The sequence below is a fragment of the Sphingobacterium sp. KH_072 genome (assembly GCF_057837975.1).
Genome location: NZ_CM174457.1, coordinates 460,893 through 485,831, shown reverse-complemented (window position 1 = coordinate 485,831; position 24,939 = coordinate 460,893). Strand labels below are relative to the sequence as shown.

22 protein-coding genes are annotated in these 24,939 nt (G+C 42.1%); 10 read left to right on the top strand and 12 right to left on the bottom strand.

Features of this window, described 5'->3' with window-relative positions:
* Positions 1-109: 109 nt before the first annotated feature.
* Positions 110-2,011, bottom strand: a complete 1,902-nt coding sequence (locus AC3IRT_RS02305) for an alpha-L-fucosidase (protein ID WP_489394925.1) — start codon at positions 2,009-2,011, stop codon at positions 110-112.
* A 163-nt stretch (positions 2,012-2,174) separates the two neighbouring features.
* Here AC3IRT_RS02305 and hemL point away from each other — a divergent pair, with 163 nt between their 5' ends.
* Complete coding sequence (hemL, locus tag AC3IRT_RS02300) at positions 2,175-3,491, top strand: glutamate-1-semialdehyde 2,1-aminomutase (RefSeq protein WP_489394924.1); 1,317 nt, start codon at positions 2,175-2,177, stop codon at positions 3,489-3,491.
* 422 nt (positions 3,492-3,913) lie between these two features.
* Here hemL and argC read toward each other — a convergent pair whose 3' ends face one another.
* The 3 genes from argC to AC3IRT_RS02285 are packed head-to-tail and all read right to left on the bottom strand — an operon-like array spanning position 3,914 to position 6,888.
* The gene (gene argC, locus AC3IRT_RS02295) at positions 3,914-4,933 is read right to left on the bottom strand and encodes an N-acetyl-gamma-glutamyl-phosphate reductase (RefSeq protein ID WP_489394923.1); all 1,020 of its coding nucleotides are present in this window, start codon (positions 4,931-4,933) and stop codon (positions 3,914-3,916) included.
* Positions 4,934-4,962: 29 nt separating this feature from the next.
* A complete protein-coding gene (gene argG, locus AC3IRT_RS02290; protein ID WP_489394922.1) occupies positions 4,963-6,150 on the bottom strand; it encodes an argininosuccinate synthase in 1,188 nt (395 codons plus the stop codon).
* Positions 6,151-6,171: 21 nt separating this feature from the next.
* Positions 6,172-6,888: a GNAT family N-acetyltransferase gene (locus AC3IRT_RS02285; protein ID WP_489394921.1), complete on the bottom strand. Its 717-nt coding sequence runs from the start codon at positions 6,886-6,888 to the stop codon at positions 6,172-6,174.
* A gap of 531 nt (positions 6,889-7,419) precedes the next feature.
* Between AC3IRT_RS02285 and AC3IRT_RS02280 the strand changes: the two genes are divergently transcribed.
* From AC3IRT_RS02280 to AC3IRT_RS02265, 4 genes are all read left to right on the top strand, one after another.
* Complete coding sequence (locus AC3IRT_RS02280; protein WP_489394920.1) at positions 7,420-7,737, top strand: carboxypeptidase-like regulatory domain-containing protein; 318 nt, start codon at positions 7,420-7,422, stop codon at positions 7,735-7,737.
* Positions 7,738-7,743: 6 nt separating this feature from the next.
* Positions 7,744-8,331: a TonB-dependent receptor plug domain-containing protein gene (locus AC3IRT_RS02275; protein WP_489394919.1), complete on the top strand. Its 588-nt coding sequence runs from the start codon at positions 7,744-7,746 to the stop codon at positions 8,329-8,331.
* Positions 8,315-9,868: an outer membrane beta-barrel family protein gene (locus tag AC3IRT_RS02270; RefSeq protein ID WP_489394918.1), complete on the top strand. Its 1,554-nt coding sequence runs from the start codon at positions 8,315-8,317 to the stop codon at positions 9,866-9,868. Before AC3IRT_RS02275 ends, AC3IRT_RS02270 begins: the two co-directional genes overlap by 17 nt.
* A gap of 147 nt (positions 9,869-10,015) precedes the next feature.
* Positions 10,016-10,279, top strand: a complete 264-nt coding sequence (locus AC3IRT_RS02265) for a hypothetical protein (protein WP_489394917.1) — start codon at positions 10,016-10,018, stop codon at positions 10,277-10,279.
* 129 nt (positions 10,280-10,408) lie between these two features.
* Here AC3IRT_RS02265 and pruA read toward each other — a convergent pair whose 3' ends face one another.
* The 7 genes from pruA to AC3IRT_RS02230 all read right to left on the bottom strand — a co-directional run bounded on the left by pruA (position 10,409) and on the right by AC3IRT_RS02230 (position 15,646).
* A complete protein-coding gene (pruA, locus tag AC3IRT_RS02260; RefSeq protein WP_489394916.1) occupies positions 10,409-12,043 on the bottom strand; it encodes an L-glutamate gamma-semialdehyde dehydrogenase in 1,635 nt (544 codons plus the stop codon).
* Between the two features lie 220 nt (positions 12,044-12,263).
* Positions 12,264-13,127 (bottom strand): helix-turn-helix domain-containing protein, encoded by an 864-nt coding sequence (locus AC3IRT_RS02255; protein WP_489394915.1) that lies wholly within the window; start codon positions 13,125-13,127, stop codon positions 12,264-12,266.
* A 10-nt stretch (positions 13,128-13,137) separates the two neighbouring features.
* On the bottom strand, positions 13,138-13,782 hold the full coding sequence (gene msrA / locus AC3IRT_RS02250) for a peptide-methionine (S)-S-oxide reductase MsrA (RefSeq protein ID WP_489394914.1): 645 nt from the start codon (positions 13,780-13,782) through the stop codon (positions 13,138-13,140).
* Between the two features lie 102 nt (positions 13,783-13,884).
* On the bottom strand, positions 13,885-14,496 hold the full coding sequence (locus AC3IRT_RS02245; RefSeq protein WP_489394913.1) for a superoxide dismutase: 612 nt from the start codon (positions 14,494-14,496) through the stop codon (positions 13,885-13,887).
* A 100-nt stretch (positions 14,497-14,596) separates the two neighbouring features.
* The gene (locus AC3IRT_RS02240; protein ID WP_489394912.1) at positions 14,597-15,067 is read right to left on the bottom strand and encodes a nucleoside deaminase; all 471 of its coding nucleotides are present in this window, start codon (positions 15,065-15,067) and stop codon (positions 14,597-14,599) included.
* Between the two features lie 21 nt (positions 15,068-15,088).
* Positions 15,089-15,427: a tRNA-binding protein gene (locus tag AC3IRT_RS02235; protein WP_489394911.1), complete on the bottom strand. Its 339-nt coding sequence runs from the start codon at positions 15,425-15,427 to the stop codon at positions 15,089-15,091.
* 3 nt (positions 15,428-15,430) lie between these two features.
* Positions 15,431-15,646, bottom strand: a complete 216-nt coding sequence (locus AC3IRT_RS02230; RefSeq protein WP_489394910.1) for a hypothetical protein — start codon at positions 15,644-15,646, stop codon at positions 15,431-15,433.
* 74 nt (positions 15,647-15,720) lie between these two features.
* Here AC3IRT_RS02230 and AC3IRT_RS02225 point away from each other — a divergent pair, with 74 nt between their 5' ends.
* The 5 genes from AC3IRT_RS02225 (at position 15,721) to AC3IRT_RS02205 (ending at position 23,922) form a co-directional block, all read left to right on the top strand.
* Positions 15,721-16,296 (top strand): porin family protein, encoded by a 576-nt coding sequence (locus AC3IRT_RS02225; RefSeq protein WP_489394909.1) that lies wholly within the window; start codon positions 15,721-15,723, stop codon positions 16,294-16,296.
* A 184-nt stretch (positions 16,297-16,480) separates the two neighbouring features.
* Positions 16,481-17,260, top strand: coding sequence for a succinate dehydrogenase cytochrome b subunit (locus AC3IRT_RS02220; protein WP_489394908.1), 780 nt, complete (start codon positions 16,481-16,483; stop codon positions 17,258-17,260).
* A gap of 54 nt (positions 17,261-17,314) precedes the next feature.
* Positions 17,315-19,249 (top strand): fumarate reductase/succinate dehydrogenase flavoprotein subunit, encoded by a 1,935-nt coding sequence (locus AC3IRT_RS02215; RefSeq protein WP_489394907.1) that lies wholly within the window; start codon positions 17,315-17,317, stop codon positions 19,247-19,249.
* 45 nt (positions 19,250-19,294) lie between these two features.
* A complete protein-coding gene (locus AC3IRT_RS02210; RefSeq protein ID WP_489394906.1) occupies positions 19,295-20,068 on the top strand; it encodes a succinate dehydrogenase/fumarate reductase iron-sulfur subunit in 774 nt (257 codons plus the stop codon).
* Between the two features lie 86 nt (positions 20,069-20,154).
* Positions 20,155-23,922 carry an ATP-binding protein gene (locus tag AC3IRT_RS02205; protein WP_489394905.1) on the top strand — a complete coding sequence of 1,256 codons (3,768 nt, stop codon included), beginning with the start codon at positions 20,155-20,157 and terminating at the stop codon, positions 23,920-23,922.
* Between the two features lie 64 nt (positions 23,923-23,986).
* On the opposite strand, the gene AC3IRT_RS02200 is transcribed toward AC3IRT_RS02205, so the two are convergent.
* Positions 23,987-24,925 carry a hypothetical protein gene (locus tag AC3IRT_RS02200; RefSeq protein WP_489394904.1) on the bottom strand — a complete coding sequence of 313 codons (939 nt, stop codon included), beginning with the start codon at positions 24,923-24,925 and terminating at the stop codon, positions 23,987-23,989.
* Positions 24,926-24,939 lie beyond the last annotated feature (14 nt).

Genomic DNA, 24,939 nt, shown 5'->3' with positions numbered 1-24,939 from the left:
GAGTACAACATAGCGTAAAGCGTTAGGGCACAAGCAAAATAGCAATCATATTTCTTTAAAAGAAATATGATTGCTATTTAAGTAAATTATATCCTACACAAATAGGGATTTATCTAATAAATCCTAATTCACTGGCCGTAAATCCTTCATCAGTAGCTTCTACAGCTTCAAAACGTATAAATTTATATTGCACATTTTTGCTAAGCCGCACCACCTGCTCAATTGGGTTCGACTTGATGTTGGAAAATTCACCTTCATAGAAAGTTTCCCAATTTTTGTTGTCCTGACTTCCAGCAAAGCGATAACGTGTCACCATGCCATCTTTTTGCCCATCTTGTCTTGGCAAGTAGAAGAAACCAGCCACGGTATTGTCCCCTAGTTCGAAAACTAGGTTCTTCTCTTTCACTTGTACCCAAGTTTTTGGATCATTATCGGTCGCAGCGGATAGATCTGTTGCAGAAACGATTTTATAATCAGCAGCTTTAAGACGATTGATTTTCTTCGCATCCTCAGTCACCTGATAATCTACAAATGCTTCTTTATATAAACCAAAATCACTCAAAGTCGGCGCTACTGGAGCAAACAATTCGATGCGCACTTTGGTTGCTTTTACAGGCTGATTTAGTTTAATAATGCGTGTAGCTCCAATACTAGTTGCTACCGCAATCTTTTGCCAATCTTGCCCGTCCCATGTCGCAATGTGCACACTGTCTAGACGTTGCCCCAATTTAATATTTTCGCGTAAACGGATTAAATCAAATTCTTGTTCGCTGCCTAAATCCAACTCTAACCAAGGTTCCAAGACATCATCATCCGATGCATAATACGAATAACGATCGTCATCCAGAATTTGCTCTGCGGCATACGCTTTATGATCGCCACGCGTATTCAATGTTTTGATCTTTGCCTTAGCCGCCAAATTGGTCGCAAATGTTTTATCTAATTTCTCACCAAAACCTTTCAACGAAGCAACATCATTAGCATGTAATAAGCCATTTGGCATCGGAGCCAATCCGAGATTCATATTCGCACCGCGGCCTACCGATTTCAAATAAATTTCGAATAAAGCATCTGGACTTTTCACCTGCCCATCTTGTTCAGGGTGATAAAACCAACCCGAACGATGCGGAACATCACATTCGGCCGGTATCCAAGCTTCGCCGCCGCGCGTACCGGTTGACAAGTTGCTATCATCCATAAACCCTGGCATTGGTTCTTTTCCTTCTTTACCTTTCAACGTGATCGTTGCCCAACTCGTCTCGGCCGCATGACCGTGCTCATTACCTACCCAACGCATATCCAAACCGATATCTGAAAAGATCATCGCCATCGGTTGATGCTCGCGTACGATAGGCCATGTTTTATCTTTCCAACTATAATATGTGGTGCGATCGATCGTGCGCTTTTCATTTCTGCCACCATAATATCCATCGCCCCCATTAGCACCATCGTGCCAAGAAGTAAACAAATCACCATAACCCGTCATCAATTCAGTCAATTGTTGACGGTAAGCTTCTGGATAAGCTTCGGATCCATAACGTTCATCATTACGATCCCAAGCGGATAGATATACACCAAACTTTAAATTATTCTTTTTGGCCGCTTCCATAAATTCTTTGACCATATCGCCTTTACCATCTCTCCATGGAGATTGTGCAACGCTATAGTTAGTCGTAGCCGTTGGCCACAAGCAAAAGCCGTCGTGGTGTTTAGCTACAGAAATTAATCCTTTAAATCCGCCAGCAGCCGCTGCACTCGCAATTTGATTCGCATCAAACTCGGTCGGATTAAATATCGCAGGATCTGCATCGCCAAATCCCCATTCTTTATTCTGATAAGTTGTTGGTGTAAAATGGATCAACGCGTAGGTTTCCATCTCATGCCAGCGTAGCTGACGTTCGGTAGGCAATACACCATACGGTTCTGGTGGTGGCGGTGTACTCATCTTACATGCGGTAAGTGTTCCTGCTAACAATCCTAACGCTACGCCTATTTTTTTGGTAAATATCATCGGTAGTTTGTGTTTGAGCGCTGAATATACGGTTTTTCTTACAAAAAGAAGCTCTACAGCATCTAAAAGCGCTAATCTGGAAGCTTTGCAACCAATATTGACTTTCACATGAACGATATCTAGCCCGAAATGGATAAATTCGCATTTCAATATAAAATTTTAGATGGCGAAGGTAGAAAAGGATATTTCCAGAGAAAAATCAGGTCAATTATTCGAAGAAGCAAAGGGCTATTTCCCAGGTGGCGTGAATTCACCCGTGCGTGCATTCAAGTCAGTATATGGCACTCCTCTATTTATTGAGCGTGGCGACAAAGCACATTTGTGGGATGCCGATGGCAATGAGTTTATCGACTTTTGTTGCTCTTGGGGGCCACTTATTTTGGGTCACAACAATGACGCCGTACGCGAAGCGGTGGCAGAGCAATTACACAAAGGCTTGAGCTTTGGTGCACCTACCGCTTTAGAAAATAAGCTGGCCAGCCTCATCATCAATAATAACCGATACTTAGAAAAGATTCGTTTTGTAAGCTCAGGCACAGAAGCCGTCATGTCGGCTATTCGCTTAGCCAGAGGATATACCAAACGGGATAAGATCGTCAAGTTTGACGGCTGCTACCACGGCCACTCCGACGCATTGTTGGTAAAAGCGGGATCTGGCTTGGTGACTTTCGGGGAAACTTCGTCGGCTGGCGTGCCAAAAGCCTTTGCGGAAGAAACCATTGTGATCGCGCTAAATGATTATGATGCGTTGAAGCAAGTTTTCGCTGATTTCAAAGATCAGATTGCCACCGTTATTATAGAAGGTGTACCAGCCAATAATGGTTTGCTAATGCAAGACAAGGAATACGTTCAGTTCTTGCGCGAGATCACGCAGGAGAATGGTGCTCTTTTAATTTTTGATGAAGTAATTACTGGATTCCGCCTAGGCTTTGAGGGTGCAGCTCGTTATTACGATGTCAAACCAGATATCATCACTTATGGAAAAATCATCGGTGGCGGCATGCCGGTAGGCGCCTACGGCGCATCCAATGAATTGATGAGCCATATATCGCCAGATGGTGGTGTGTATCAAGCCGGCACGTTGTCAGGCAATCCGGTAGCGATGTCTGCAGGCATTGCGGCATTGAGCATCTTGGCACAAGATGGATTTTATGAAAATATTGAAGCAGTCACGCAAAAATTTGTGCAGGAAATTCTAGCATATATTGCGCAAAAAGAATATCGTGTCAAGGTATTTACTATTGGATCGATCTTTTGGTTTGCCTTCACCGACCAAGAAAGGATTCAGCGTGCCGACGAGATCGTCCACGAGTCGATGGAGCAGTATAAGGTGATGCACCGCGAGTTGCTAAACCGTGGCATTTACTTTGGCCCTTCGGGTTATGAGGTGGGCTTCATCTCCGCGGCTCACACGGAAGAAGATCTTCGCACAACCATCGTTGCGATCCAAGAATCGTTGGATGTAGTTTTCGCAGAGTAATCTGAGTTCGTTTTTAATCCTTTATATTATTGACAACGGTATGCTTGTCCTTAAGCCGGACAGGCTCCTACTTTTTTTCCCGCAAAAAAGTAGGCAAAAAACTCGCCGCTTACCGTATTAGCACAACGTTAGTGCATCCCACTGCTATTGCCAATCCGCTGAGGCGGCATTCGATGAAGATGGAAGGATGATGCTTAAGCGAAGTGTTATGTTATGACTAGTAGACTCTACCGCCGACCTAGCATTCCGACTGCGTTAAACCGAACGAAAGTAAATCCGTGAAGAACAAAAATCTGTTGGAAGGAAGCGAGGTTATTTGTGTTTAGGGTTTTTGAGGTCGGGTAGCAAAGCAATAATAAATAACAATGCCTGCTTCGTTTTCGAAGCAGGCATTGTTATTTGATCGCCACCTTGAATAAAGATTAAAATCCTGCCGGCTTCAAGTTCAAACCAGCACGTTCGTCCAAGCCGAACATTAGGTTCATATTTTGTACCGCCTGTCCAGAAGCACCTTTCAACAAGTTATCCGTCGCATTCAGAATCAATAATTTATCACCATGTTTCTCCACATGCATGATACTCTTATTGGTATTCACCACCTGCTTCAAATCTATATTTTGCTCACTCACAAAAGTGAATGGATGCGATTGATAATAATCTGCGTACAAGGCATACGTGTCAGCTTCTGCCAAATCCACATCCACATAGATTGCAGAGAAAATTCCACGCGCAAAATCACCACGTTGAGGAATGAAGTTAATCCTTTGCTGCGCACGCGCTAACAACGATCCATCGTCCGTTGGCAAATAACCGTTTTGCAATTGATCTAATGACTCGGAGATTTCTTGCAAATGCTGGTGCTCGAAAGATTTGTAAGCCGACAAATTATTGTTGCGCCAAGAGAAATGCGTCGTAGCGCTCGGTTTCTGTCCCGCGCCCGTAGATCCCGTGGTGGCGTTTACATGAATCTGATTGGGCAATAAGCCAGCCTGAGCCAGCGGCAACAGCGCCAATTGAATATTAGTCGCAAAACAACCTGGATTTGCCACGTACTGTGCTTGCTTAATCGCTTCTCGGTTCAGTTCTGGCAATCCGTACACAAATTGACCATTGGTATACGCTTGATGATCGCGTAAACGGTAATCTTGTGATAGATCAATAATTTTGACCTTGGTATCTACAGGATTTTCGTCCAGAAATTTGCGCGCATCACCATGACCTAAGCACAAGAATAGCACATCAATATTAGCGTGGAAGTCAGTCGAAAATTCGAGTTCGGTATCGCCCAACAAGTCATTATGCACCGCATAAACTTTCTTGCCCGCATTGGATGCGCTATTGGCAAACACAATCTCCACCTCAGGATGATAGATCAACACTCTCAACAATTCACCTCCGGTATAGCCAGCTGAGCCTACTATTCCTGCTTTTATCTTCGTCATGTACTTTCTTCTTTTTTGGCTGTCGATAATTACGACTGCCCGTTCACTTTAAACCAGATTCCTACTTGATTACCAAATATTTTAGAAAAGCCTTTTACATCGTCGCCGGTGTAGCCTTCATTCATTTCGCCGTAGCTTCCGAATTTGTTGTTCATCAAATCATGATCCGACTCTACACCAATAATCACAAAGCGGTGCGGATGTAGCTCCACAATCACATGACCCGTTACTGTAGCTTGAGCGCTGCTCAAGAACGCTTCGATATCTCGCATCACCGGATCGTGCATCTGTCCTTCGTGCATATAGTTCCCGTAGAAAGCAGCGATTTGGTCTTTCCAAGAAAGTTGCCATTTCGTCAGCGTATGTTTTTCCAACATATGATGCGCTTTGACCAAAATGATTGGACTAGCAGCTTCAAAACCGACACGACCTTTGATGCCGATGATGGTATCGCCGACGTGAATATCACGACCGATGCCATAAGGCTGCGCCATTTCTTGCAATTGTTGGATCACTTTCACCGCACCAATTTTCTCCCCATTCAAGCCAACAGGCTCGCCTTTTTCAAAGTCGATGGTAATCTGACGCGGTTGATCTTGTGTGATTGGCGTTGGCCAAGCCGATTCTGGCAGGTATTGATTAGAGGTAAGCGTTTCTGCACCACCTACCGACGTTCCCCAAAGGCCTTTGTTGATCGAGTATTTGGCTTTTTCTGCCGAATATTCTACACCATGCTTGTTCAGGTATTCAATCTCCGCTTCGCGGGATAATTTAAGGTCGCGAATCGGTGTAATGATTTCGATGCCCGGAATCAAAGTCTGGAAGATCATGTCAAAACGTACCTGATCGTTTCCGGCGCCCGTAGAACCGTGAGCCACACAAGTTGCACCGATTTTCTTGGCATAATTAGCAATCGCAGTCGCCTGCGTTACGCGCTCGGCCGATACGGATAATGGATAAGTGGCATTCTTTAGCACATTACCAAAGATCAAGTACTTGATCGTATCTTTATAATAATCTTCTGTTTCGTCAATCGTGGTATGTGATTTTACACCTAATTCGTACGCGCGTTTTTCAACGGCTTCTAACTCTTCGGCAGAAAATCCACCGGTGTTCACAATAACTGAATGTACTTCCAAACCTAAATCTCTTGATAAGTATATACAGCAAAACGAGGTATCCAAACCACCACTGAATGCTAAAACGACTTTCTTCATTTTATTGTTATAATATATAAATTAAAATCCCTTGACTGGTTTTACTCCAACTGGGAATACAAAAGTGACCATTTTCTTGGTGGATTTCCAGAGCTTCGACTCGATGCGTTTAAGCAGCGATTGCTTTTTAGCAATACGATTTAACCGTTCCTTAGCTTCGGCTTTTCGCTGGATCTTTTCTTTCAATTCCCGTTCTTTTTCGACTGGATCCCACAGCATGGCGGTGCACATACAGTTCTTCCGCTCCTTGGCCGTCAGAATATCGAAATTTACGCATGATTGGCATCCTTTCCAAAACTCTTCGTCTTGGGTAAGCTCGCCATAGGTAACCGGTTCGTAACCGAGGTCCGAATTGATCTTCATGACGGCCAATCCCGTCGTTAATCCAAAAATTTTGGATTTCGGGTAACGCTCGCGCGACAACTCAAAAATCTCTTTCTTAATGGCCTTAGCTAAACCTTCTTTACGAAATATGGGATTGACAATGAGGCCCGAATTGGCCACATAATCGCCGTGGCTCCAGGTTTCAATATAACAAAAACCAGCCCAACGGCCGTCTTTATGTAAGGCAATAACGGATTTGCCTTCTTCTATCTTCTTGGCAATATATTCTGGCTGCCGACGGGCAATACCTGTTCCCCGTGCCTTGGCAGACTCAAACATTTCGTCACAAATCTGCTGAGCATAATCTTTATGCGTGGCATTGGCAGGAATAATCAAAAAATCTGAAAGTATCATTCTGAGACTTCGACCTAAAAAACATTCCACTTTACATGGAATCTATACGTGAATTTAACGATTGTAATAGCAGCACACGCTCGAGCGTTGAATGGTGGCCGCCTATCCGGAAATTTCCTGCCCCTTTATCAAGCTCGAGGCAGTATTGGTCGTCGTAATCTCAGAATTGGACAACACAAGGCATAATCGTGGCGCATAGCATATGCTACAAACCTACTATTGGCTTGCAAAACTATGTGCTGATTGTGGTTATGACAGTGCATCCTATCTTCTTCTTAAAATTCTGACAGACAAAAGTATGAAATATTTCCGTGTCAACAATGGTATTCAACTATTTTTACGAATACCCTAATGGTAGTGCAAAAATGTGACCAATTAGCAACATGCCTTCTGCACATTCACATTAAATCATCATTAAGAAATAAGACACAAGAACTTTCATCAAAAAATAACACCTTTTAACAGAAAGCACAATATTTCAAAATAATTTAATATATATCTTAGAAGTAAAACAACAACCTCATTAACTCATTGAAATTAAAAACACTATTTAACCAAATTATGCTGCTAACAAAAGATTTCAGCCCATTAGTTCGCGGCTTACAATATGTAATAATACTCTCCTACATAACCTTAATAGCAACACCAACGAACGCACAAACAAAACCTGTCACACTAAAGGGCACAGTCGCTACCTCAGAAGGAGAACCTATTTCGTTTGCGACAGTTACACTGAAACGAGTCGGTGACGAAGAGATTTTGACGAAATTCACGGATGAATCGGGATTTTTTGAATTTCAAGATCTAGTTAATGGTTCACTTGCAATTACGATTGAAATAATTGGCTAGCAGACGTTGACGCAAGAATTATCTATCACAGGGAACACTAATTTGGGTCTGCTAAAACTCGATCGAGATCAGAATTTGTTAGAAGAAGTTTCGGTGACGGCTCGCAAACCCACGATCTCGCGCAAACGCGATCGCTTGGTCATGAATGTCGATAATATGGTATCCGCAGCGGGGAGATCATCATTGGAACTGCTCAGCATGGCTCCTGGCGTATTTGTGATGCTAGGCAATATCTCGATCAATGGCGTATCGGGCACTCGCGTGATGGTGGACGGGCGCATGCTCAATATAAGCGGTGATGAGTTGAGGGATTCCCTGCGGAATCTCAAAGCAGAAGACATCGCATCGATTGAAGTCATTGCTCGGCCGCCAGCAGAATATGAAGCGGCAGGATCTGGCGGATTGATCAACATTGTTATGAAAAAACGCAGAGAAAGTGGTCTGCAAGCTAGAGTAGGTCATGATTATTCAAAAGGTTTGGGCAGATATCCTTCATTTCGACCATTTGCTGGCGTCAATTATAATTCCGGCAAACTTACCCTTTCAGCAGATTATTCGTTTTCCAATAGCAAAAGCTTTGAAGACATTATCTGATCAAGGTGCCTATACGGCAACTAATAATAGTATAGATCGATCAAAAAGTCATCGCGTTCGTCTTTCGAGTTTTTACGATATTGCAGAAAACCACAACCTATCCATAGATTATACTGGCAGGTTTACAAAAGCGGTGGATAGTGTATTTTCCCACACGGAGATTGTTTATCCCAACCCTGCTGAGAGCATCATTTCCATCGGTCAGTTTCCAATGGACAAGCCTGTTGATTACCATAATATTGGAATAAACTACCTTTGGAAAACGGATACATTAGGTTCAAACTTCCGATTTGTAGCAGATTATACCAATAGCAATAAATCTTTCCGAAGCAGCACATTTAGCAATACATTCAATACACAAGATCAATTGATTCAGGACACTGCTTTCGTTTTTCGATTCCCTAGTGTATCGCAGATCTTCACGGCCGAAACTAAATATCAAAAAAAATGGGCCAATGGTTGGGAAGTACAAGCGGGTGCAAAACTATCCAATACAGATATCACCAATGAGAATGCCTACGATATATTGCAGCAAAACACTTGGCTTAATGATCAGCGCGCGTTTGATTACCTCTATAAAGAGCAAATCGCCGCAGGTTTTGCGAGCTTAAGTGGAGAATTGTACGGAGCCGAATTTAGCTTGGGATTACGAGGCGAAAATAGCCGAATCAGAGGCGAAATCATTGGAGATGGACAAGATACCTTGATTCGTGCCGACTATTTTAATTTTTTTCCCTCTCTACATGTACAAAAAAGTTTGGATCAAGAAGGTAAACACATCATGACGCTCTCCGCAAACAGACGTATACAAAGACCATCGTACAATGAGCTGAATCCGTATCGTTATTTCTTAGATAATTATTCGGTAATCACCGGCAATCCATTGCTCCGTCCACAAATTACAGTAGGTGGAGAACTCACTTATTTATTTAAGCAAAAATACTACCTCGGTTTCGGTTACAATAATACCAAAGATGTTATTTATCAGATTATCGAGACTGACCCACAATCTGACATGCTTCTAATTTTGCAAAAGAACACCGGAAGAGAGGAAGTATATACCGCTACGATTAGTGCACCGGTACAATTCTTTTCTTGGTGGAATGCCACCAACAATCTTTTGCTCACCTCTACCAGCTCGGTTGCTCCGGAATTTGATCTTCATTTAACCTCATTTATCTTACAATCCGAGCAAGAATTTTCATTCAAAAAAGGTTGGACGGCAAGTCTGAGTGCTTTGTACACACCGCGTGTCTTACAAGGAAATATCATTACAGGCTTTATATCGAACGTGGATGTGGGTGTACGCAAACGGTTTTTCAACGATCGCCTTACAACGGCTATATCGATTAGCGATATCTTTCACACAGGTAATTTTGATGCGAAGAGCTACTATAATGATGATATCATTACTGTATCAAGCCGTCAACAAACCCGACTTTTTACCCTTTCGCTCACGTACAATATCAACGTAGGCAAAGCTTTTAAGATGAAATCTTTAATCAAGAGCAATTCGGAAGAAAGTGGGCGATTGTAAGGGCTCACGATCGGATGAACGCTGGATTGCAAGACTTATGATACCGCGAAATTTGAGCGTTGAATTTGGATCAGTAATTTTATGACGTTAAAATTTTAAACTATACTGGGTAAAAGCCTACTTTTGCAGGATAAAATTTAGCACATTATGATTACTCCAAGTATCGTTTTCTATCTCTTTTTTGCGATCCCCTACATCGGAATCATGTATTGGTTGATCAAGCAGGATAAGAAAAAGCATGCATGGGGTGTCACAGTGATTACCGTAATCGCTATTGCTGGTTTTTTTGTATCACAACGCGCAAGTAGAATTGCGGTGCAAAACTACAAACAGCATCAGATCGATGCTCGCCAACAAGAACGGGAAGCCGACAGCATTTTGCGCACCTTAAACCGCGATACGGTTAAATAGGTTAATCAATAATATTTAGTAGATCGCAAATTTTGATTACTTGGTTTGCTCGCACATAAAAAAGGAGCTTTCATCTACGATGAAAGCTCCTTTTACTTATCAAGCAGGCAGCCGAGCTGCCTGCTTATTTTATTCTACTCCTAAAAACGGGTAACGGTAATCCGTATCTGGATTGAAGGTTTCCTTAATTGTACGTGGAGAAACCCAACGCAATAAGTTAATCATCGATCCCGCTTTATCATTGGTACCTGATCCGCGCGCACCGCCGAATGGTTGTTGACCCACGACAGCACCTGTACATTTATCGTTGATATAAAAGTTACCCGCCGAATGACGTAATGCATGACTTGCTTCTTCAATCGCATAACGATCTTGAGCGATTACTGCACCTGTCAATGCATAAATAGAAGTCGTATCTATTGTTTTCAACGTTTCAGAAAACTTCTCGTCTTCATAGACAAAGATCGTCAATACAGGACCGAACAATTCCTCTTGCATCGTCTCGTAATAGGCATTTTGAGCAACAATTACCGTAGGGCGAATGAAGTAACCTTTTGATTTATCGTAGTCTCCCCCGAAAATAACTTCTGCTTCAGCAGATTCTTTTGCACGGTCAATGTATTTCGTGATTTTATCAAACGATTTCTCGTCGATAACCGCGTTGATGAAGTTAGAAAAATCTTCTGTTCCGCCCATTTTGAAGGTTTCCAGATCTTTACCCATAAATTCTTTGACAGCTGGCCAAAGCGATTTTGGAATATAGGCACGAGATGCCGCCGAACATTTTTGTCCTTGGAACTCAAAAGCACCACGTACTAAAGCCGTGCTCACCACTTTCGCATCCGCAGAAGCGTGTGCTAAGATAAAGTCTTTACCTCCAGTCTCCCCGACAATACGTGGATAGGTTTTGTATACATGAATGTTCTCTCCGATTGTTTTCCATATGTCTTGGAAAACTCCTGTAGAGCCTGTAAAATGGATACCGGCAAAATCTGGGTGTTTGAAGATCACTTCTCCAGCATCTGGACCATGTACGTAGACCAAGTTGATCACACCTTCTGGCACGCCAGCTTCAAGAAAGATTTCCATCAACACATTGGCCGAGTAAATCTGCGTGTCAGACGGTTTCCAAACTACCACATTACCCATCATCGCGGCAGAAGTTGGCAAATTACCCGCAATGGCAGTGAAGTTAAATGGCGTCAATGCAAAGACGAAACCTTCTAAAGGTCGTTGTTCGACGCGATTCCAAACTCCCTTAGGTGATACCGGAGGCTGCTGTGAATAGATCTCCGTCATGTATTTCACATTGAAACGCAAGAAATCGGCCAGCTCACAAGCAGCATCAATCTCTGCTTGAAAAGCATTTTTGGATTGACCTAACATCGTTGCTGCATTTAGCTTGTAACGGTATTTGGTGGAAACCAATTCCGCCGCTTTCAAAAATATAGCTGCACGGTGCTCCCAAGGCAAGTTTTCCCAAGCTTCTTTAGCAGATAACGCCGCATCGATCGCAGCGGTTACATGCTCCTTGGTACCTTTGTGGTAATGACCTAAGATGTGTTTGTGATCGTGTGGTGGTGTTAGAGGAGATTTGTTTCCAGTACGCACCTCTTCTGATCCGATGTACATCGGTATATCTACTTCCTGCGCTCTGGCAGTCGCAATTGCTTCTTGAAGTAGTTTTCTTTCTTTGGTTCCTGGCGCATACGAATTGATAGGTTCGTTAATTGGGTCGGGAACATTAAAAAATCCTTTAAGCATATCTTTCCTTTTTATCTTATTCTTACCCGTAAAGATACAGAAATGCTCGTAGAACTCATAAACGCCGATTGTCTGAATATAAACATATATTGCCATATACACCTAAGACACTTACAGCTGATTATCACAATATAACGCTAATAAACAACCACATAAGATCATTAAACCAAAATGAAACAAGAAAAAACTGGAATTAATTATGACAAATTTCGTCTATATGCTATACCCCGTACTGTTGCACGTATTGGCGAGGCGAAGCGCCCATTACTTGCTTGAAGACCCGATTGAAATGTACCGCATTTTTGAAACCTACTTGGAATGCCGCTTCCGCGATGGATTCGGTTCGCCGATTTACCAATAGCTGGCAAGATTTCTCGATCCTCACTTCATTTAAGAAGCCTACATACGTTTTGGTGGTATGTTTTTTAAAGAATTTACAAAAGGAAGTGGCCGTCATATGCACCAAGGTGGCCACATCCGCGATGGCTATATCGTTCTGCAAGTGATCGAAAGTATATTTATAGACCGCACTAATGCGAGCACCGTCTTTGTCGGAATAACTGATCTTGCGTGCGCCGGAATAAAGCGACTCGGCTTCTTGCCGATGCTGTGTGAGCGTGTGCAACATACTGATAAATTCCACGAACCGTGGAATTCCATTCTTCTGGGAAAGCTCCTGAAAAAATGGTTGCAAATCATGAGCGCGCTCCGCGCGAACTCTTTTACTGGCATCCAAGCCAATCAAATAACTACCAACCTGATCGAATTCGGGAATCACAAATAGTTTCTCCATCCGTTCGAGATGCACAAAAACATGTACCAAATGAATATCTTCATTTGGCGAATTTGGCTCCTCATATTTCGTAAACATGTGCGGTTCGTCGGGGCGGAGAACAAAGACATCTCCCTGCTGAAAAGATTGCGCAATATTGCCCACCACGATCGTTCCTTTGCCTTGCAGCACACAGGTCACTTGCAATTCGGAATGCCGATGATAATAACCATACAGTTTACCTCCCTTGTTTTCCAAAGTCGCAAACACGCCTTCACCATACACGGGAACGGTAAACTGAATGGGTTCCATTGAAAAATAACTACTTTAGCTTGTCTGCAAAGACCTTTTTAAACTTTTCCAATTTGGGCTGTACCACGAATTGGCAATAGCTATTACCCGGATTTTTGTTGAAATAATCCTGATGATAATCTTCTGCTGGATAAAACACATCAGCCTTTTCGATCGTGGTAACAATAGGCTTCTCATACGCTTTCTCGGTATTCAGTTGCGATATATAATAATCTGCCTTTTCTTCTTGCTCAGCATTCAACGGAAATAACGCCGAACGATACTGCGTACCGGCATCATTACCTTGGCGATTAAGCTGCGTAGGATCATGCAATTGGAAGAATGCTTTTAGCAATTCATCATAAGAAATTACCTTTGGATCGTACGTGATTTTGACCGCTTCGGCATAACCGGTTTGCCCAGTCGTTACTTGTGCATAGGTGGGATTTGCCCCTTTACCGCCAATGTAGCCAGAGATTACGGTATCCACTCCTTCTAGCAAGCCAATCGAAGTTTCGATACACCAGAAACATCCTGCTGCCATGATCGCTTCTTGCCGATCATCATTGACGGGCAATGTCGCCAAAGAAACCGGTTTAGACGTATTGGATGTTGCTTGGCAAGACGTAAAAACCATCGTGCACAAAGCGAATAAATACATTATTTTGTTGCTCATAATTCCTCCTATTATTTATCACAAAATACGAAAGAAGCTGCCTTTTGGTTTTCGCCAAGGCAGCTTCTTAACATATTTAACACAATAGCGTAAGGACTAAAATTATCCTTTTGCTGCTGCGTATCTTTTCGCGACAGCATCCCAGTTAACTACCTCAAAGATAGCTTCCAAGTAAGCTGGGCGCTTGTTTTGATACTTTAAGTAATAAGCATGCTCCCATACATCGATACCGAAAACAGGTGTTCCTTTTACTTCTGCTACGTCCATTAATGGATTATCTTGATTCGGCGTAGAAGTAACGGCTAATTTACCATCTTCCCCTACGATTAACCAAGACCAACCTGAACCAAAACGTGTAGCACCTGCTTCTTGCAATTTCTTTTTCAAATCTGCGAATGAGCCAAATACTTCATTGATCGCTTCTGCCAACTCACCAGTCGGCTCGCCACCCGCATTCGGACCTAATACAGACCAGAACAAATCGTGATTGAAGTGACCACCACCATTGTTACGTACGGCAGCAGGGTATTTGCTGATGTTTCTGATCAATTCTTCCAAAGATGCGCCAGCGGCATCAGTATCAGCGATAGCTTTATTCAAGTTATCCACGTATGCCTGATGGTGACGATCGTGATGGATTTCCATCGTATCTTTATCAATGTGTGGTTCTAATGCGTCATTAGCGTATGGTAACGCTGCTAATTCGAATGCCATAATTGTATAATTTTAGTATAAATCAATGCTGCTTATGCTGCGTTACGAAGATAACAAATGTTTGGTTTTTATGTTTGAAAACATACTATTCTCCGCAATCTTATCTTCTTTTATTACGAAAAAATGATTGTATTAACTCGCTGCAATCCGATTCAAGTACACCTCCCACAATTTCCGTCTTCGGATGAATAATGCGATCATGAAAAGCACTGTAACCGCGTTTGTCATCTTTCGCACCATATACGATTCGATCTAGCTGCGCCCAATAGGCTGCACCAGCACACATCACACAAGGCTCTATCGTAACATACAGCGTACAACCTTTCAAATATTTGCCCCCCAAATGATTGGCGGCAGCCGTAAATGCTTGCATTTCGGCATGTGCCGTGACATCATGCAGGCGTTCCGTCAGGTTATAGCCCTTCGCAATAATCTGTCCGTTGGCGACGATCACCGCCCCAATTGGAATCTCATCTTCATCGTATGCCATCTTCGCTAAGCGCAACGCTTCACGCATAAACAATTCATCAACCGATTCCGACGTTTCTCCCGCAGCACTAAAATACCTCATCTACTCTTCTCTTCCACTTATCTAACTTAATCTCGTTCCGTTCGGAACGGCCTTATCTACCGCTGTTAGCACAATATCTCCATTCGCATCTGCAAAACCGGTAACCAAGCATTCAGAAAAGAAATTGGCAATCTGTTTTCGTGGAAAATTTACAACAGCAACTACTTGTTTTCCAATCAACGCTTCCCGTGTATAATGAACGGTGATTTGCGCACTGGATTTGCGCACACCGATATCTGCTCCAAAATCAATCTGAAGCTGATATGCCGGCTTCTTAGCCTTTGGAAAATCTTGCGCGTCTATAATCGTCCCGACGCAAAGGGCTACCTTCTCAAAGTCCGACCATGTAATTTCTTCCATTATTTATAACCTGTTAGTATGAATATCCTGCAGCTCTTTACCTAAGGTAAACCTCACATAATCGGCATTACGACGGATCCTTTTGGCCAATCGTTGCACCAATTGCTCTTCCTCGCCCTCCACATACGCTAGATCTTCCTCACTTAATGTGTTGTATTTGCGCGTAATCTTGAATCGAATAACTTTCCAGTCGTTCGCTGATATTTTTAGGCTAGTCATGATTTCTGATTTTTAGTGGCTTAATTTTTGTGATTCTCTTGTATCTTTGAAAACGTTAAAATTAAAACAATACTATGAAAAAACGAATACTTACGCTGATCGTTGCGATCACAACTATCTTTTCTGCACAAGCTCAGCTCTTCCCTTCTTTTGATTTAGGATTAAAAGCTGGTGCGAACTTTACAAGCCTTCGTTCGAACGGAAATTATTTTGATTCTAGCACGAAAGCAGGTTTCTTGGCAGGTGCGTGGGCACGTGTCGGCGTTCTTGGATTCCACATACAGCCAGAGCTTTATTATACTTCAAAAAACACTTCCTTAAATCGTGGCGGCACATCCGAAGATGTTAAATTTTCTACGGTAGACCTACCTATATTATTGGGAACCAAAATTGGTTTAGGTCCAATCGGTGCACGTATTCAGGCCGGACCTTTGTTTTCATTTATTGTAGACAGAGACAATGTGACGAGCTTTGGATCTGAGGTAGATTACAAAAAGAACTTTGCTGCTATTGTCGGTGGTGTTGGAGTAGATATTTCTAAATTATCTTTGGATTTACGTTACGAAGCCGGCTTAGGCAACATCAACCGCGGTGAAAACAGACAGCGATTGAACCTTTGGACTTTAGCTGTAGGATTTAATTTCTTGTAGAGAATTAGAAGATTAACAATCTTTACATATATCCCTCTTTAGGGCTAAAAAAATAGGGCTACCGGATCTCGGCAGCCCTATTTTTTTAGAACAATTCTAAATTGTCCTTTTTACTCCTATCCACGGGACTTATTATTGTTTATATGATAAATTTGTGACTAAATTATATAAATTCAGAAGACTAATGAGTAAATCAAAGCCGGTGTTAACTTCTTCGCTAGGGAAGAAACTCGTGATGAGCTTAACAGGCCTATTCCTGTGTACATTTTTAATAGTCCATTTGATCGGTAACTTGCAGTTATTTAGTGACGACCTTGGCTATTCATTCAACAACTATGCATATTTTATGACACACTTTACCCCGATTAAAGTAGTTTCATATCTATTGTATGCATCTATCATCGTCCACGCTATTTATGCGTTGATCTTGACCATTAGAAACAAGGCTGCTCGCCCGATTCAATACAAAGAGACGGACGGTAAAGCGAATAGCACGTGGAATTCCAGAAATATGGGTATTCTAGGTACGGTGTTATTGATCTTTATCGCTACGCACATGCAGAATTTCTGGTTTCAATACAAATTCGGAACTACGCCCTATGTAGAGTATCATACGGATATCGCTACAGGTGACCGTCAAACTGACCAGTTCGACAATGTACCAGAAACTTACACCGGCTACCGCAGTTTTGTGGATAATGGTGTAGAGACGGTTCAATCAAAAGACCTTTACACACAAGTGGCGGTGACTTTCAAAAATCCACTACTCGTGTTATTCTATGTCGTAGCGATGGGAGCGCTTTCATTTCACTTGATCCACGGGTTTCAGTCTGCTTTTCAGACCGTAGGTTTTAATCATCGTCGCTATATCGGCGTGATTCGTGCGATTGGCGTTTGGGGATTTGGTGTAATCATTCCAATTCTCTTCGCTTTAATGCCTTTGTATTTTTACTTTTTAAAATAATGTTATTTACAGATGTTGCTCAGCAGCATCTTTTAAATATATAGATCGTTAACTATGTTAGATTCTAAAGTACCTGCTGGCCCATTAGCCGAAAAATGGTCCAAACATAAATTCAACATGAAGCTGGTAAACCCAGCCAACAAACGAAAATTCACTATCATCGTAGTGGGTACCGGTTTGGCGGGCGCTTCGGCAGCTGCTTCTTTAGCAGAACTGGGCTACAATGTGAAAACATTCTGCTACCAGGATTCTCCACGCCGTGCGCACTCTATCGCAGCACAAGGTGGTATCAACGCGGCAAAAAACTATCAGAATGATGGTGACTCGGTTTATCGTTTATTCTATGACACTATCAAAGGTGGAGATTATCGTGCGCGCGAATCGAATGTGTATCGCTTAGCTGAAGTTTCGGTTAATATCATTGATCAATGTGTGGCGCAAGGTGTTCCATTTGCGCGTGAATATGGTGGTCTTTTAGACAACCGCTCTTTCGGTGGTTCTCAGGTGTCCCGTACGTTTTACGCACGTGGTCAGACTGGGCAACAATTACTATTAGGTGCTTATTCTGCCCTGAACCGCCAGATCCAAAAAGGAAAAGTAACGTCTTACACCCGTCATGAAATGCTTGACTTGGTAAAGATCGATGGACATGCACGTGGTATCGTAACCCGTGATATGATTTCCGGAAAAATAGAAACACACGAAGGACATGCTGTATTGTTGTGTACTGGAGGTTATGGTAACGTATTCTTCCTTTCTACAAATGCCATGGGCTGTAACGTGACCGCTGCATGGCGTGTACACAAACGTGGTGCTTACTTTGCAAATCCTTGTTACACGCAGATTCACCCGACTTGTATTCCGGTAACAGGAGATCACCAGTCGAAACTGACGTTGATGTCTGAATCATTGCGTAACGATGGTCGTGTATGGGTTCCTAAAACAAAAGAAACCGCAGCAAAATTGCGTAAAGGTGAATTGCACCCGGCAGATATTAAGGAAGATGACAGAGATTACTTCTTGGAGCGGAAATACCCTTCTTTCGGTAACTTAGTGCCCCGTGATGTGGCTTCTCGTAACGCCAAAGAAGCGGTGGATGATGAGCGTGGTGTAGGTAAATCTGGTGTCGCGGTATTTTTAGATTTCGCGGATTCAATTGCTCGTTTGGGCGAAGATACCGTACGTGCCAAATATGGTAACTTGTTTGACATGTACCACAAAATCACCGACGAAAATCCATACAAACAGCCGATGCGTATCTATCCAGCAGTTCACTACACGATGGGTGGTGTATGGGTAGATTACAACTTGATGACGTCGGTACCTGGTTTGTATGCTTTGGGAGAGTGTAACTTCTCCGATCACGGTGCTAACCGTTTGGGAGCTTCTGCATTGATGCAAGGTTTGTCTGATGGGTATTTTGTGATTCCATTCACCGTAGGTGACTACTTAGCTAATCTTGGTTCATTTGCACCGGTAGACAAAAATCATCCTGCATTCGAAGAAACGCGTAAAGAAGTAGAGACTAACATAAATGCTTTACTTGCGCTACGTGGTACGAAAACGGTGGATGATATCCACAAAGAATTGGGTAAAATCATGTGGGAATACTGTGGTATGGCGCGTACAGCTGAAGGGCTGACGAAAGCAAAAGGCATGATTCAGGAATTGCGTAAAGACTTTTGGCAAAATGCAAATGTATTAGGTAACAACGAAGAGCTAAATATGTCTTTGGAGAAAGCAGGCCGCGTGGCTGACTTCTTAGAACTGGGTGAATTGATGGTAGACGATGCGTTGAACCGGAATGAGTCTTGTGGTGGTCACTTCCGTCTGGAATCGCAGACTGAAGAAGGCGAAGCCATGCGTAACGACGAAGAGTATACCTACGTAGCTGCATGGCAGTACACGGCCGACAATCAGCCTGAGGTCCTTCACAAAGAGGAGCTGGTATTCGAGAATGTTAAATTAACCCAAAGAAGTTATAAATAAGATCCATTGGGCCTTTGGCTCAATGTGTTACTCTATATAGATATTATGAGTGGACATATGAATTTAACGCTAAAAGTTTGGCGTCAGAAAAATATACAAGATAAGGGGCAATTTGTCACTTATCAAGCAAACGATATCGCGGATGATATGTCTTTCTTAGAGATGTTAGATATCGTGAATGATGATCTTACGCGTAAAGGTGAAGATCCAGTTTACTTCGATCACGATTGTCGTGAAGGTATTTGTGGTATGTGTTCGTTGGTCATCAACGGCCGCCCGCACGGACCAGAATATGGCACAACAACGTGTCAATTACATATGCGTTCATTCCACGATGGGCAGACTATCGTGATTGAGCCTTGGAGAGCAGCTGCTTTCCCAGTCTTGAAAGATTTAGCAGTAGATCGTACCTCATTTGAGCGCATTCAACAAGCTGGAGGTTATGTAAACGTAAACACAGGTGGTGTACCAGATGCGAACTCCATTCCTATTCCAAAGCGTATTGCTGACGAAGCATTCGAGTCTGCAACTTGTATTGGTTGTGGTGCTTGTGTAGCGGCTTGTAAAAATGCCTCTGCAATGCTATTCGTATCGGCCAAAATCTCTCAGTTTGCTTTGTTGCCACAAGGACAAACAGAGCGATACGAACGTGCACAAAGTATGGTGGATCAAATGGATGCAGAAGGTTTCGGTAACTGTACAAATACAGGTGCCTGTGAAGCAGAATGTCCAGTAGGTATCAAAATGACAAACATTGCCCGTATGAATAGAGAATACTTTACGGCAAAATTGTTCCGCGAAGAAGACGTCCACAACTAGCCTTCGCTTAAATACTACAAAGAGTCCGCGCCATTCAGTTTGCGCGGACTTTTTTGTTATATTTAACGATCTAAACAATCTTTTGCATGGGAAATAGAGTGCTTCTTTTATTGTCGACCGTCATGTTTTTGCTTTTTGCAACAGCGTTGATCATACACAATACGATCACAGAAGCAGATATGCTAACAATCAATACCGAAACTATTTCTAAAAATATTCATAGAAAAGAGAAGGTTGTAGAAGACTTGTTTGCAGATTCATTAGCACTGAAAACATTTGCAAATGTAGAGCGCTACCCTACCCAGGCGCTGGAAATGACCACCGAGCTGTCCGACGATAATCAGTTAATCTATTTTTACGTTTATAAGAATAACAATCCGATATTCTGGAGTTCTAACCTAATCGTACCTCCAAGCGATCGACCATTCGTACAAGAAACGACTTTTGTTGATACCGAACCTCGATCTTACATTGTCAAGAAAAAGAAACTAGATCAGGATATGTCTGTCTTGGCGGTCATCTTGGTGAGGCGTGCATTTAATCACTCCAATAGTTATCTTTCTAATCGCTTCTACAAGAATATTATCCCTTCTGACAACTTAGAAATCGCCCGATACAGCGATAATGATATCGTTCGTAACGTATACAGTAAATCCGGCACCTATCTTTTCTCTGTAAAATTTAAACAGGGAAAGTACCACAATGTATACCTCACTATGCAACTGCTCGCTTGGGTATTAGGTTCGATTATTTTCCTTTCATTAATTAATCGGGGTTGTTTTATACTGGCAAAGAAAGGATATGCTTGGCCTTCTGTCTTGGCGATGGTGGCCGTACTAGCACTTTTAAAATGGATTTCTCTGCAGGCAGACTGGCTTTCGGCCACCTCTAGCATGGAGCTGTTTGATCCAAAATACTATGCGTATAATCCGTTTCTACCTAATCTTTGGGAATTTATAATCACTACGGCTAGTGCAGCATGGTTGGTCTTTTACATACGTAGTATTCAGGTTTTTCTGGCAGCACAAAATCCGTTTAATCGAAATTTCAAAGCATTATTGTTAGCTGGTGTTGCGTTAGCTAGCATTTATTTGCTTAGCAATCTTTTGTTGGAGCATCTGAGTACGTTGATTACCCACACATCCAGCATCAATATAGACTTTACCAACATCTTAGGTTTTAGCAGCTACAGTTGGTTAAATGTGTTTTTATTCTGCGTCAATATTATCCTATTGCTATTGTATATTGATTTTGCGATTGGACAGGTCCGCACTATGTTACGGAATCTGACAACAGAGATCAACATACAATTGATCACTTTGATCACGTTTCTGCTAATCAGTGCCTTATTTTTTGAGCAAGCGATTTATTACAACCTATTGGTAGGCGCTGTCTTGCTAATCCGCTCCTATACGCGGCATAAAAACACACAATATTCATTTTTTAATATTGTCATTGTTTTACTCTCTATATCACTCTTATCTTCTTTTATCTACCATCAAAGCATTCGCAAAGTAAAACAGAAACAGATGGCTTTGACACTAAGATATCTGGAAGCTGAAAATGATCTTAATGCGATTTCCATCTTTGCAGAGATAGAAAAAAATCTGGCTAATGACTCGACAATTATGCGCCAATTATTGCTAGACGCTACCGCTACCCACCAAGTGCAGCTTCTAGACAGTCACATTAAAACGCACTATTTCGGTGGTTACCTTTCGCGATATGAGCATCAATTCTATTATTACATAGACGAAGTGCCGTTGGATGAGTACGGCAGTAATAAGATGCTAGAATATCGTGAAAAAGTGATCAATAATGCTGTACGTGTGCCCAATACAGATCACTTCTACCGCGTACGCAGCGAATTGGGTACGCACGAGTATTTCTTTCAGGTGGATGTGCCTTTAGACGAAAAGACTAACGCACAAATTTTTGTCAATTTACGGAATTACGCACACAGTCCCTCTCTTCCCTATCCCGAATTCTTAGTTGATAGTAAGGTTGATATCATTCGAGAGCATTATGCCAGCGATGCTGCCTTTGCATTGTATAAAGATCGTGTATTGTTGACGCAGAACGGAAACTATGTTTATCCTTCCCAAGATGGCGAATTTCCACCAGATTTGCACAAAACCATCGAACTACCAGACGATAAGGGATTCTATCATATGGTATTCCGCCCGGATGTACATACGACCATTGTGGTGAGTAAGCCAAAGTTTGACATTTCACAATCTCTTGCGATCATTTCATTTCTCTTTATTTCATTATTTACGGTATATCTTTTAGCGCTGATGATTCAATACCTGACCACAGTGGTATTTCGAAGATCTTTCAATTGGCGTACACTACAATATCAGTTTATATTATTGCGAAACAAACTGCGCTATAGTACCAGAATACAGACTATTGTAATTTGCACGGTTATCCTTGCCATTCTAATCTCTGGTACGGTTGCATTCTTCACCATTCGTAAGCAATTAGAAACGAGCAACTTGGCGCTGCAAGAAAGCTATAGTAAGGAAGTCTCTCATAAGCTAGAAAACCTACTATCTAACACCGAAAAGAAAGCGTGGACGGAAGATGCCATCGAAAGAATTCGGGAAATTAACGAATTTTCTAATCTCGACGCTAATATATACGACAAGCGAGGTATTTTGGTGTACTCCTCTCAACCACGCATATTTGAAACAGGATTAGTCTCCCAATTCATACATCCCGATGCATATAATGAACTCAATGTCATTAAGAAAACGAATGTGACACTCACAGAAAGGATCGGTGATTTTGACTTTAACTCGAGCTATTCAACGATTAAAAATGAAGATAATAGTTCGGCCGCTTTTGTGAACATTCCTAATTATGCGGCCAAGAAAGAGGAGATCAGAAATAGTAATCTGCTACTTAACTCCCTGCTCAACATCTATACGGTAATTATATTGATTGCTGGGTTTATCGCGGTATCGGTATCGCGCCTGATTACCAGGCCGCTGTTGATCATTGGCGAGAAGATGGTAGAAACAACCGTTAGCGGCAAGAATAATGAACCACTATATTGGGAGCGTGACGATGAAATTGGTGCCTTGGTAAAGGCGTACAATCTGATGCTGGTAAAAATGGAACAAAACACAAAACAGTTAATGAATGCAGAACGGGAATATGCTTGGCGCGAAATGGCTAGGCAGGTAGCTCATGAGATCAAAAATCCATTGACGCCTATGAAACTAGGTATACAGCAATTGATGCGTTCTTTCGACGAAAACGATCCAAGATTTGAGGATCGTTTCAAAAAATTTTCTGATTCGTTTGTCGAACAGATAGATAGTTTATCAAAGATCGCCGTCGAATTCTCCAATTTCGCAAAGCTACCCAACACCGATTTGGTGAATATTGATCTCTTGGAAAAGGTGCGAGAAGTTGTCACATTTTTCAATAGCTCCATGAACACCAACATTCTAATTGCGAACAAAACTGGTCGGGACAAGCTTTTTGTGTTGGGCGATAAAGACCAAATATTACGTAGTTTCAACAACTTGATAAAAAACGCTATAGAGGCTTCCCGTGGTCGCAAGAAAGTGATGATTAAGATTAGCTTGTCTTTAGTGGAAAATGAACTATTGAAGATTGCTATTGGCGACAATGGACTAGGCATACCGCTAGATGTGATTCCGAAGATCTTTCAACCAAACTTTACTACTAAAAGTTCTGGAACTGGGCTGGGACTTGCATTTGTCAAGAAAACAGTAGAATCAATGCAGGGAGAAATCACTTTTCAGACCGCAGAAAACGTGGGGACGACATTCACGATCGTGTTGCCAATGACTGCGCCATCAATTAACAATTCTCGATAAATGAATAGCGATCGCAACTTAAGTTTATTGCAAAATCACTACAAGAGGTTTGATAAAGAAAAGTCTATTTAAAGACCACGCTAGCACGCCCCATAATGGCGTTATCAGCATATAGCAATACGGTGTAAGCGCCTTTCTTAAATCCCGATTTCTCATCAGACCAGAATAATTGATATTCTTCACCGTTATTGGTAAAATTGATCGTTTCTTTAAAAGTATACTGAAGCTTCTCGCCGTGCACATAGAATAAATCCTCTGAGTTGGCAATAAGATTACCGCTAGGATTAATAATACGTACAAAAACTTCTTTCTTCCCGATCTCCGCAATCGGATTGTCAGCAATGGTAAAACTAATCTGCAACTCATCAATGCGCTTGGCTCTCACATTGGTGGTATGTTCACCATCGCGTTTAGTAGATACACCATTCAGGCTCACGTTGGACACCTTAATAGAAGATGCTTTAGACATCTTTGTAGTCATAGCGGATTGCCTGTCTTTCAGTGAAACAATTTGGCGTTCGCTTGCGTCCAATTCATCCTTCAATAAACTATTTTCCTGAGCTAATAATTCCGTTTTCACACGTAGACCAACTACTTCATCCCGAAACTGGGAAACACGATCCTTAAGACCGACTACCTCATTTCGAACATTCACTAACTCAGTTTCCGAAATATCAGTCTTACTCAAATCTTGGCGTAAATTATTAATAACCATGCGAGCTTCACTTTCGGAAGCTTCCAAATCGCCGGTGTATTCCACGCCTTGATTACTGGCATTATCCAGCTCGGCTTCAATACGATCTATATCGGTCTGCAGGTTTTCACGCTGCAGGGTTACTGTGTATAATTTCTCACCCGAAGATTTAAATTTTATATAAAAATAGACATTAGTCGCTACTAGGGCGGCAATGGCTATGATAAAGAAGTATATATTTTTATTTACACCGGATTGTGGTGCTTTTCTTTCTTCTTCTCTTTCTAATTCTACTCGATCAACATTCATCCCTTATGTACCCA